This is a genomic window from Bacillus sp. JCM 19034 (assembly GCF_001310635.1).
In the GTDB taxonomy this organism is placed as follows: domain Bacteria; phylum Bacillota; class Bacilli; order Bacillales; family Bacillaceae_D; genus Halalkalibacter.
Genome location: NZ_BAXR01000028.1, coordinates 25,562 through 36,401, shown reverse-complemented (window position 1 = coordinate 36,401; position 10,840 = coordinate 25,562). Strand labels below are relative to the sequence as shown.

The following is a 10,840-nucleotide window of genomic DNA, read 5'->3' as shown; positions in this document are numbered from 1 at the left end:
AAATTCGGCTTGGTAGCTCAGTCGGTAGAGCAATGGACTGAAAATCCATGTGTCGGCGGTTCGATTCCGTCCCAAGCATCATTTGCCGGTCTAGCTCAATTGGTAGAGCAACTGACTTGTAATCAGTAGGTTGGGGGTTCAAGTCCTCTGGCCGGCATTTACTTTATTTGAAATTTATATTGACGAATAATAGTAAATTGTGTATTATAGATATTGTTGTTTTGGAGGGGTAGCGAAGTGGCTAAACGCGGCGGACTGTAAATCCGCTCCCTTAGGGTTCGGCGGTTCGAATCCGTCCCCCTCCACCATTTAGGGGCATAGTTTAACGGTAGAACAGAGGTCTCCAAAACCTCCGGTGTGGGTTCGATTCCTACTGCCCCTGCCAATTAGTGTATAGGTTAATATTGTGGCGGTTGTGGCGAAGTGGTTAACGCATCGGATTGTGATTCCGACATTCGTGGGTTCGATTCCCATCAGCCGCCCCATATAATGGCTATCGCCAAGCGGTAAGGCAACGGATTTTGATTCCGTCATGCGCAGGTTCGAATCCTGCTAGCCCAGCCATTTTGCGGAAGTAGTTCAGTGGTAGAACACCACCTTGCCAAGGTGGGGGTCGCGAGTTCGAATCTCGTCTTCCGCTCCATTTTTTGCATTAAGTGATTGGCGGCATAGCCAAGTGGTAAGGCACGGGTCTGCAAAACCCTTATCCCCCGGTTCGAATCCGTGCCGCCTCCACATTATATATTTTCTGCCTTGCCGGGGTGGTGGAATTGGCAGACACACAGGACTTAAAATCCTGCGGTAGGTGACTACCGTGCCGGTTCAAGTCCGGCCCTCGGCACCATATGCGCCCTTAGCTCAGCTGGATAGAGTGTTTGACTACGAATCAAAAGGTCGGGAGTTCGAATCTCTCAGGCGCGCCATTCTTTAAACGATTTTTCTAAATCGTTTTTTCATTTGTATATGCCGGTGTGGCGGAATTGGCAGACGCGCACGACTCAAAATCGTGTTCCTTCTGGAGTGTCGGTTCGACCCCGACCACCGGTATCATCTACATATTTTACATTAAGTTTAATAACTGATTATTAGCTCGTAAGCCTTGATATATAAGGATTTACGAGCTTTTTATATTAATTGAGTTTACGATAGAAAACGATTGATTTTGAACTGGTTTTACACATTTTTTACACAAGAATTACACCACCATTTGCTCAAATGTATTAACTGTTCCGAGTTCATCTTTCTCGCGTAACTCTTTAATGACGTGGGTGTATTGTTTTAATGTGGTATCAATATCGCCATGACCTAGTCGTTCACTGACGTAGTGTATAGAAACTTTTTTATACAAGATTACACTAGCATGAGTGTGTCGTAAGCCATGAATGGATATTGGTGTTATACCAAGTTCTAGCAATGTTTTCTTTAGTAGCTTGTTTGCATTAGTATTACTTATTACTTTATATTTGGAACTAGGGCTGTAAAAAACCAACTGGTGTATATTTGTCGGTGTAGTTTTAAATAGCTCTTTAAAATGTCTCATCGTTTGGCCATCCATTTTTATCGTGCGATTCGACTGTTCATTTTTTGTCGGACCAAAACCTTCAGGGTGGCGTTTTAAATAGCCCAAGTTTTATTAATTGTGACCGTGTTACTTTCAAAATTAAAGTCTTTCCTCGTAAGTCCAACCATCTCTCCGAAACGCATCCCAGAGGTTAACCCTAATAGTAGTAATGAATAACCTAATCCTTTATCAAGCTTCTTCCAAATTTCTTTTAGTAGCAATTCGCTTTCCTTATAGCCTAGATGTTTTTCTGCAGACTTTTTAGCAGGTACTGTCCAAGTTATTACAGCATTTCTTGTAAAGTCACGATGAATGATTTGCTCATCTACAGCATCCTTTATACAAGCACGTATATGAGTGTTGACCTTTTCTACGGTTTCTTTAGCTTTATTAGAACCGAACTGGTTGATAAACATCTGGTAGTCGTGTTTAGTAATCTCTTGTAGTGGTTTGCTACCAAAATATTCTTTAATAGCATTAGATGTATATTCATAGTGTTTTCGTGTAGTTACACTAATATTTGTTTTATAAAGCTTAAACCATCTATCGAAATATTGATCAATTGGAACTGGTGTTAGATGAGGAAGTATGCCTTTGTTCATTTGTGACTCTATTTCTGCCGCAGCTATTTGAGCTTCTTTCTTTGTTCGGAAACCTCCTTTTCTAATGGGTTTTGGTTTTCCATTAACAGTATGACTAATAGTATATTGATAAGTTTTACCTCTTTTTTGAATGCTGGCCATAAGTTTCCCTCCATTTTACATTTAAAAAGGGTGGCCCGTCGAAATAGGTCCCCCTTATTTTAACAAGTTTTATTTAATTTTTGAATCAGACATATCAATTAGAAAAGATCTGATGAAAGTTTTTATCTAAAAACTCCGCCATTTTTTGGGCATGAAAGGACCATGTTTGTCCTTTAATTTTTGGGTAAAATACAAATCCTCCATTTTCCACGTCAAGAAGTTTTCTGAATTTATTGGGGTAAAGGACATGCTCTTTAATCCATTCATGCTTGCGATTCATCCTAGATTCAAGATCCTTCATCGTCCAATAGATTCCGACTAATTGTTGTTTTTTAGATCTTGAAGTTCAATTTTAGAAATAAGTACTAAATCTGATGGGATTTGGATGGTTAAATCCACTGATAACTGTTGCATATACTATTTCTCCGTAAATTTATTCTCGAAATAATTTCAACAGTATGTGCAATATATTATTGAATTGGTAGATCCTCACCGTATCAATTACTTTTTACACTTTATCTAGAGGTATATTTCGTACAAAAAAGTTAACCACATGACAACATAAAACTGAGTAACTTAAAGAGGTCATATCATCAGACGACTGATTAGTTTATTATGTAGAAACGGGTATGTCTTTGTTGTGTGCCAACTTTAACTATCGTACATTTTCTTAGAAAAACTATGGCCATAGAGGATCTAGGTCAAGTCTAAGTTTCACTAAACAATTTTTGCTTAATATAGGTGACACCCTTTTCCATAACTGCCTATTATATAGAGTAAGGCGTCAGTGCATGAGATTAGCTTATAAGAAAGAAAAACAAAAAACGCGTTTGCTGATAATTCTAGACTTAGAGAGTAGTCTAAGTCTTAGTGTCTTATGCTAACGCGTTTTATCTATTGTAAGTATTCAGTACATATTAAGTTGTAGATATACTTTACAAGTTTTGCAGTTCAAAGTCAATAAGAAAATATAGGAACCCAATTCATTATGTTGTCATTATATTTTGAAGGAACATTAAATGATGATTGTTATAGTTGATCTTAAAAAGTTATAATATAGGTCTTTTTCACTAATTTATGTTGTTTAGTTTGAAAAGTTTTATTGCAAAGATTGACTTTAAACTTGTAAATGACTTTTAATTTAAGAGAAATTTTCTCTATTATATGAGGATAACTTCAATTGAAATAGAGGAGAAAACTAAAAAAGAATAGCAACTAATCTGACAGGGAATTGTGTAAACAGGTATATGTTAATATGTAGAGGAGGAAGTCATGTCGTTAATAAAAGGTGGCACAGTCGGTTTAATAGTGTAACTTATTTCTCTGAAAATTTTAAATCGGTAGCCTTAAGGAAAAGGGATGGAACCATTCATGTTGAAATCTCTAAGAGAAAGCAGCTTAGAAAAATTGATAATTTAATTAACCAGATACCTTTAATTCGTGGGCTGTTTCTGTTTGTCAAGCCATTAATTGATAAGTGGAAGCTTTATGTAATAATATTACTACCACTCTATATTCTACTATTAGTAGGTACGCGTACAGCACAGACGGACTCGGGTGGCTTATTCTTTTCCTCATTACAGTTTGTATATTATATGATTAATAATCACTTTTTTTGACACTATCGATTTCATTGTTATTTGCAACTATGATTATTAAGATGAGCGATCTAGGAAAATACCACGCAGCTGAACATATGACAGATTTATCTTTTGAATATAATGGTAGCATTGAATTAATAGATGTAGCGAAGCATTCAAGAGTACATTCAAAATGTGGTACTAATATTGTTGTTTTTGTTTTTCTTTTCAATTTACTATTCTCTTTTTTCGACATGAATATTTATATTTCAATTGCTTTAAGTTTTAGTTTGGCGTACGAAGTATTTCAAATTCCGTCTAAATATCTAAAACCATTTTTGGGGATTGGTGCGATAATTCAATTTGTTTTATTTACATCAAAACCATCATCCGTTCATTTAAAGGTAGCTAAGGCTTCATATGAAGCCTTAATTAGAGAAGAAGAAAATTATAGGAACGTTAAACAGAACAATCCAACTGATTGAATTTATAAAAGGAAGTCTCTTAAAGACTAGAACCCTGTCACTTTCGGTTTTATTAGAACACTTTTAGCAAAGATAGATGTTATTTGTGGTGAGTTATTGTCACTTTATATGGCAGCATGCTCAGGAGACTTCAAGTGATCTGTCTCAGCCTTGGAAGGATACATTTCTCTCCAATAGAATGCTCTTTCTATTTGAAGTAAAGTGTTAATTCTTAGTACATAGATTTTACATATAGGGAGAAGTGGATTTTTCATTTATGTTGAAATACGGTTTATGGTCTTTGTGGTCATGTATGATCAGATTACTCTTCCTATCGCAGTAATCAATGTAAACAACTAACATGGATAGTAACTTGCCCAATGACATCAGACCTTATGTGTTAAATGTTTTAGCATTTAATAATAAATATTGACTTTGTTTGTTAAACCCTTTATGATAGACTCACACAAATGACAATAGGATAATATAATACACTTTTAGATAAAACGCTCAGGCGTCAAGTATAAGTAGAGAATGGTCAACTATGTATCTCTACCTTTTATATATTGACGAACTGAGCGTTTTTTATGTAGAAAAATTTAAGGAGGAAATTTAAATGAAGGAATACGAAGAAGAGTTTTACTGGGAATTAAGAAACCAAATTTACAGGGTAGAGAAAAAATTATGGATCGAAGAAGGTAGGCAAATTATTAAATGGAGAGAAGAATTAGGACTAACAAGAGCATTTGTAGCAAGAGAAACGGGAATTCACTACTCAAGACTGGCGAGATTAGAGAAGGGGGAGCCTGTTAAAGATGCTAGGATATTAGCCAAGTTATATAAATTAACATTAGAAAAAATAGAAGCAAGTAGAAAGCTTGAAAGGTTACTAGAGAGCTTTGGCATTAAGAATTGAGATAGTATATTTATTGATCTAACTAGGTGCTTTCAAGTATATAACTATAATTTTATAAAAACGAAGGAAACATGATTAAACCAACGTTTTTATAAATGTGCAAATTGAACGATATATCATTGAAAATAAAGGGATTGAGATAACTCGGTTTTAATCCCTTTATTAATTCATTGTACCATTATTACTTGGCGACGTTGAAATACGGTAAATGAACGGTAATATTTCTTGAATGCAATAAAACTACCATTTATCAAAAAAAACTTGTATATAGCTAAAAATCTGTGTAATTAAACAATTAGAACCAAATGAAAGGATTTGATGCTATGAAATTTAATCACTGCAAGTTAAGAGAGGCAAGAGGACAAAAGAAACTAACTCTTGAAGATATGGCGAAATCAATGAATATGGATCTCTCGGCATACTGGAGATTAGAACAAGGAAAAACAAAAGTTAAAGCAGAACAATTAATCAAGTTAATGATGATTTTTGATAGGCCTTATACGTATTTTTTTGAATCAAGCAATCCTATTCATACCATACAAATTGAGGTTGACTGTATACCAGAAAAGCTACAACTTTTATACGGTTTTCTAAAAGGACATCCAGGAATAGTGAATAATTGGGAACAAAACTTATTAAAATTGGAACAAGAGTTACATTCGATAAGTTTTTAATTAATGAGAAAATTTTTAAAAAAGCACTGAATAAAGTAAGAAAATAAGGTAAAGAAAAAGAATTACATCATGACGCACAAAACAACAACTACTTTAAAGGGTGTTATTGCTGATGTATCAATGGTTGCAGCGATAGTACCCTTTTCCTGATTTATATGAATAGGAGTGATGTCTCGTGATACATACATTTGAACTTAACAATAAAATAGATGAGAAGAAGGCAATTAAACTTCTTACAGGATACTACGAGCATTATGAAGTACCCGAGATCATTAAGGATTTAAAGAGGGAGAAGGGCGAGTTGAAACTTCCTGTAAGCATACCAGGGTTAATTTCAGCAGATATTTCTTATGTCACTGACGAGTGCTACAGGATCTACCTTAGAGTAGAACCACAGAGTCTTATAATTGGTAGAAGTACGATTGAAGTGTTTGATTGTTCATATGACTCTGTAAAAGAGCTGAGAACAGCTTTAGACGAAGCCATTAAAATTGTATCAAGCACATTGTCACGATCAGACCGATGGTTTGTCTCAAGAATAGATTTCACCAAAAATCTAACTTCTGAGTACGTAAAGGAGTGTGTAGCATTATCTAAGCAAGGAAAGGACCCATATCGCTACAAAGATATTATCAACAAGCCTGGTAGCTCCTACAGGGTTGCTAAGAGTGTAATATTGAACTTTTATGACAAGTTGGATCATATTTCAAAAAAGGTAAATGCCAATTCATATAATTCTCATCTTATAGAAGAAGCACATAACATTTTTCGAATTGAAGTGCAGTGTTTGAATTTCAATAAGTTAAAACATTTACGTGAGAAGTTTGAATTACCTAGTAAAAGTAATTTGTATGACTACTTACGAACAGATATAGCTGAGTGGATAATACGTTACTACTATGAAAAAGTAGTGGGGCGAGCGGACTATTATTCACTAAGTGAAGCATTCAAAATTGTAGAGGCGACTGAATGGAGTACTAAAAAGAAAGTAAATATCAAAATGTGGTTACGGCTAATTGCTCAAGCTAAAAGCGTGTCTAAAGCGAGGGAGCAATTCGTTGCTGGCAAAACAGTCGGTTCCTTAAAAACTGCCGTTAAAGGGAGCCTGAACACATTTAGGAACTATGAAAATGCTTGTAAGGAAATAGGGATGAATCCTGTAACCATCCCAAAGGACTGGGGAATCAACTTTATCCCCAATCCAATTAAAACAATAGACTGGAACTTGTCAGAGGAATAAAAAATGATAGAAGAAAGGGTTGATAGAAATGTTTGATTATTTAATAGAAAGTGAGCAGATGAATGTAAAAAGGCTTGTAAGTCGTTGGTTGCAGGCATTTGTAATATACCCCATTTTGGAGCAACGCAAGGCCCCAAAAGCGTATTTGAAAGGGTTCGACCGCAAAAAAGCAGCTGAGAGTTGTTACGAGTATTGGGCTCTTATGAATGAATTAAACGATACTCTTATACAAGTAGACAAGAAAAAGTTTGTGAAAGATATTGCCATATATATTGATCTCCGTACTCCTTTTGCATATAGTAAGAAGCAATTTGGGACGCCTGACTATCAATTTGATACACGGTTATTTGAAGAAATCCCTTTTTATTATAAGTCTAATAAACGGACAGCTTTAGAATTAATAAGAGAGGCTAAAAAAGCATGGTACTCAACCGTAAAACATCATGGATGAATGATAAGCCATCTGTCAAACAGATAAAACTTATCGAGAAAACGCTAAGTAAGAAAAAACTTCGAGTCAGTATAGACGAGATCAATAAATACCAAGCTTCTATACTAATTCCTTATCTATTGGAGAACCAAATATATGACCAGGAGGAGCTACAATGTATAATTTCTTGAACTAAGGATATGTATCCACGAAACTACCAACTTGTTTAAAAGGGGAATGATATTCCCCTTATTTTTTATGGGTAAACAAGTCACACTTCCTTATCTTGACTCTTCCTTTAAACGAATATCGAATGGTTTAATGACTAATTTAATATACTCAGGTGTTAGAGATGTTTCCTCAAGAATATCTTCTTTCAAAAAACTTAAAAATCCTTCTTCAAAGGGGCTTTAGGTATACTCTTGCAATTTCATTACCTTCTATATCATAATATGCAACCGAATCTTCGGCTTTAATGTCTCGAATGCCAAACAGTGGATAGTAAACGAACTCTCCATCAAACTCAAAAGTCTTCAGTGTTTCGATGAAGCAGGTAAAACATGAGTGGACCTTGGCTTCGTCTTTTGAACCTACAAAAGCTTCTGTAGTGTTAGAGCGACAAAAATGACAAATATACATTCATCCTTCCAATTGTTAGAGTTTTAATCATGCTATTTCTTAGACATTTGATATGATTATGGGATAGATAGACTCAAAGGACTCCTTTCGTGTTGGTATAGAGAGAAAAGTTAGAATAGTGGATGTACAACATATCAAGAGAAAGTATGAGGGGAAGGTATTGATGTTTCTAATAGCTGTTTCTGATCATCAAAGGAAAGTTATGTGGTGGGATATTTTGTCCGAAGGGGGGGTTTAACCGAAGGGATTAAGTATGCCTTTAAGCTAGAGTGTAATGTTATTGTCCTCTCAAGAATGATATACCCGGGGCTCGTTTTTTTTATGGAAGAATAAAAAGTTAAACCTAGTAGGGGCAGAAAAATTTTTATTATTTTTTTCTTCTAGGAAAGAATTTCATAGAAAATATGTTTATAATACATGTTAAGTTTGCGAGGTGATAATATAAAATTATAACAGTTAAGGAGGTTTTGGTTACAGCCTAGCTCTTATATTGTCTAAACCATCGAATGACAAGCTGTTTACTATTGCAATGCATTAGACTCAGACTCTTACTGTGCACTAGGGGAATTAAAGGGTTAGATATTTCATAAAAATACTAGTTATTTGGTACTGTTTGATTTAATCAGCTTCTTCTTCTGCACCTTAATCAATTTTAGAAAGACCGTATTTATCAATGGCGGATCTTTGTCTTGGTATTCACTACAAAAGAAAAAGCCAACTGATTTCAGCTGGCACGCTTGGTGATTATGAAAATATTAATGCTGCGATGAGTAAATTTAATCCGTTGCTTTCCACATAGAATTTTCGTCTGTAATCACTGCCATTGTAAGTGTTAAACCATTCTTCAAGGTATTCTTCAGTTTCTGACTTTTTTGCGAAGTCGGTTAAATCAGGTATATCGTACTTCTCACCTAAATAAGTAAATAGCGTTCTGTTTAAGCATTTTTCTTCAACCAAACTGATTGCTTCATTAGTACCTTTGTCAATTAAATGATTTATCAATAAAGTTGGGAATTCTAAACCTCTGCTCATAATTTCACCTCCATGTAATCAATATTCGACACTTATTTACAGTTCCCTTCCATAATTTGTAGTACAAAGTCGGTATAAATGATAGAATGAATTTAATATAAATTATAATGGAGGGAAGGCGTATGTCAAACTATGATTTATATTTAAGTAATTCATTGGATTACCTAAAACAATATATTTCAAATATGAAAAGTAGACCGATATTTTTTATTGGTTCTGGTTTTTCCCAAAGATACATCAATTCACCAACTTGGGGTGGCTTACTAAGCGAGTTAATTAATGAGAATCCAGAAATTGAAATGCCAATGCAATATTTTATTCAAGAGCATAATGGAGACTATGCAGAGATTGCTTCCGAATTAGTTGATTACTACCGAACATACGCTTGGAAAAATTATGGGAATGATGAAATGTTTCCTCCATTTCTTTTTGAGTCTGCCTCAAGAAGTATTCATTTAAAATATAAAATTGCAAGTATACTAATTGATCTCATGGAACAATTTGATGACGATATGCATGAATTAGCCGAAGAGCTCGAATTGATAAAAAAGTTAAATCCGCAAGCTATAATTACAACCAACTATGATACTTTGTTAGAGACGTTGTTTCCTAAATACGCAGCAATAGTTGGTCAACAAGTTATTAGCCAGAAGAAATCAACTGATATTGGTCATATTTTGAAGATTCATGGTTCAGTTGAAGACTGTGATAGTATCGTGATTGAACAAGAAGATTATAATAACTTCCACAAAAAACAAATTTATTTAATAGCAAAGCTATTCACATATTTTATGGAACACCCAATAGTTTTCATTGGTTATAGTTTAAGTGATGCAAATATAAAAACCATTTTGTACAATGTAAAACAAATTATTGATGCTGATATTGAGCCAATGATTGAGAACATGTGGTTTATAGATTGGAGTAGGGAGCGGATTAACCCTGATGAAGCACCACCGAGTGAAAAGCCTATCTCTGTCGGAAATGGTGAGTCAGTTAGAGTAAATTACATTAAATTGCATACTTATGAACAATTCTATAAAGCTTTGTACCAAGATTCTGTTGATATAGAGTTTCTAAAGCAAATTGAAGAAACAGTGTACAACGTAGTTAAAAGTGATACCATTACCGACCTCGAAGTTGACATTGCAAGCTTACGCTATTTTACAGACAGAGACAATTTCTTAAATTCATTCACTACCGCACCGGATAATGCAGTTGAAGGGGCAAGGTCAATGTTAACATTTGCTCACATAAATGACCCTAACCAATTGGCATCTCAATTTTGTTTAACTGCAAGCCAACTTAGCCAACGGGTATTTGATAGTCCACGTTCATACTGGTCTTATGCTTATTCTCTAATTGAGGAAATTCGGATTAAAACTGGTGTAGACTTAAGAGCAAGTAATAACAACTACCATGTTATATGAACGGAGTTAGTAGATATTCGATTGATATGGTTAATCTACTTATAAAAGTAAAAGACATGGAGCCGTATGTAATTAATATTAATGGACAAGAAATATCCTATCCAATTGTTAATGATTAGAAGAAAAAAGCT

At 34.6% G+C, this 10,840-nt stretch carries 9 protein-coding genes, 11 tRNA genes and 1 pseudogene; 17 read left to right on the top strand and 4 right to left on the bottom strand.

The annotated features are described in order from the left end of the window. Positions 1 to 5: 5 nt before the first annotated feature. From JCM19034_RS19620 to JCM19034_RS19570, 11 genes are all read left to right on the top strand, one after another. A tRNA-Phe gene (locus tag JCM19034_RS19620) sits at positions 6 to 79 on the top strand. Positions 80 to 84: 5 nt separating this feature from the next. Then, positions 85 to 157: transfer RNA gene (locus JCM19034_RS19615), tRNA-Thr, on the top strand. 66 nt (positions 158 to 223) lie between these two features. Then, positions 224 to 308, top strand: a tRNA-Tyr gene (locus JCM19034_RS19610). A 3-nt stretch (positions 309 to 311) separates the two neighbouring features. Next, positions 312 to 385: transfer RNA gene (locus JCM19034_RS19605), tRNA-Trp, on the top strand. 24 nt (positions 386 to 409) lie between these two features. Beyond that, positions 410 to 485, top strand: a tRNA-His gene (locus JCM19034_RS19600). Positions 486 to 489: 4 nt separating this feature from the next. Then, positions 490 to 564 (top strand) — tRNA-Gln (locus JCM19034_RS19595). A 4-nt stretch (positions 565 to 568) separates the two neighbouring features. After that, positions 569 to 643, top strand: a tRNA-Gly gene (locus JCM19034_RS19590). Positions 644 to 662: 19 nt separating this feature from the next. Next, positions 663 to 735, top strand: a tRNA-Cys gene (locus JCM19034_RS19585). Positions 736 to 755: 20 nt separating this feature from the next. Continuing rightward, a tRNA-Leu gene (locus JCM19034_RS19580) sits at positions 756 to 844 on the top strand. Positions 845 to 847: 3 nt separating this feature from the next. After that, a tRNA-Arg gene (locus JCM19034_RS19575) sits at positions 848 to 923 on the top strand. Between the two features lie 42 nt (positions 924 to 965). Continuing rightward, positions 966 to 1,047: transfer RNA gene (locus tag JCM19034_RS19570), tRNA-Leu, on the top strand. Between the two features lie 148 nt (positions 1,048 to 1,195). Here JCM19034_RS19570 and JCM19034_RS21340 read toward each other — a convergent pair. The 3 genes and pseudogenes from JCM19034_RS21340 to JCM19034_RS19560 form a co-directional block, all read right to left on the bottom strand. Continuing rightward, positions 1,196 to 1,540 carry a tyrosine-type recombinase/integrase gene (locus JCM19034_RS21340; RefSeq protein ID WP_231687056.1) on the bottom strand — a complete coding sequence of 115 codons (345 nt, stop codon included), beginning with the start codon at positions 1,538 to 1,540 and terminating at the stop codon, positions 1,196 to 1,198. A gap of 74 nt (positions 1,541 to 1,614) precedes the next feature. Then, positions 1,615 to 2,304, bottom strand: coding sequence for an Arm DNA-binding domain-containing protein (locus JCM19034_RS21335; protein WP_082394279.1), 690 nt, complete (start codon positions 2,302 to 2,304; stop codon positions 1,615 to 1,617). A 94-nt stretch (positions 2,305 to 2,398) separates the two neighbouring features. After that, positions 2,399 to 2,718, bottom strand: a pseudogene (locus JCM19034_RS19560) (DUF771 domain-containing protein). A 1,201-nt stretch (positions 2,719 to 3,919) separates the two neighbouring features. Between JCM19034_RS19560 and JCM19034_RS19550 the strand changes: the two are divergent. The 5 genes from JCM19034_RS19550 to JCM19034_RS19530 all read left to right on the top strand — a co-directional run bounded on the left by JCM19034_RS19550 (position 3,920) and on the right by JCM19034_RS19530 (position 7,629). Next, entirely contained in the window at positions 3,920 to 4,369 is a 450-nt protein-coding gene (locus tag JCM19034_RS19550) for a DUF1385 domain-containing protein (RefSeq protein ID WP_062052461.1), read from the top strand. 595 nt (positions 4,370 to 4,964) lie between these two features. Beyond that, complete coding sequence (locus JCM19034_RS19545; protein WP_062052459.1) at positions 4,965 to 5,264, top strand: helix-turn-helix transcriptional regulator; 300 nt, start codon at positions 4,965 to 4,967, stop codon at positions 5,262 to 5,264. A 323-nt stretch (positions 5,265 to 5,587) separates the two neighbouring features. Further along, positions 5,588 to 5,938, top strand: a complete 351-nt coding sequence (locus tag JCM19034_RS19540; protein WP_062052457.1) for a helix-turn-helix domain-containing protein — start codon at positions 5,588 to 5,590, stop codon at positions 5,936 to 5,938. Between the two features lie 175 nt (positions 5,939 to 6,113). Then, the gene (locus JCM19034_RS19535; protein WP_062052455.1) at positions 6,114 to 7,178 is read left to right on the top strand and encodes a hypothetical protein; all 1,065 of its coding nucleotides are present in this window, start codon (positions 6,114 to 6,116) and stop codon (positions 7,176 to 7,178) included. A gap of 28 nt (positions 7,179 to 7,206) precedes the next feature. After that, positions 7,207 to 7,629 (top strand): hypothetical protein, encoded by a 423-nt coding sequence (locus JCM19034_RS19530; protein WP_062052453.1) that lies wholly within the window; start codon positions 7,207 to 7,209, stop codon positions 7,627 to 7,629. Between the two features lie 1,362 nt (positions 7,630 to 8,991). On the opposite strand, the gene JCM19034_RS19515 is transcribed toward JCM19034_RS19530, so the two are convergent. Next, positions 8,992 to 9,279, bottom strand: coding sequence for a hypothetical protein (locus JCM19034_RS19515; protein ID WP_062052447.1), 288 nt, complete (start codon positions 9,277 to 9,279; stop codon positions 8,992 to 8,994). Between the two features lie 122 nt (positions 9,280 to 9,401). On the opposite strand from JCM19034_RS19515, the gene JCM19034_RS19510 reads away from it, so the two are divergent. After that, positions 9,402 to 10,709, top strand: a complete 1,308-nt coding sequence (locus JCM19034_RS19510; protein WP_062052445.1) for an SIR2 family protein — start codon at positions 9,402 to 9,404, stop codon at positions 10,707 to 10,709. Positions 10,710 to 10,840: the final 131 nt, after the last annotated feature.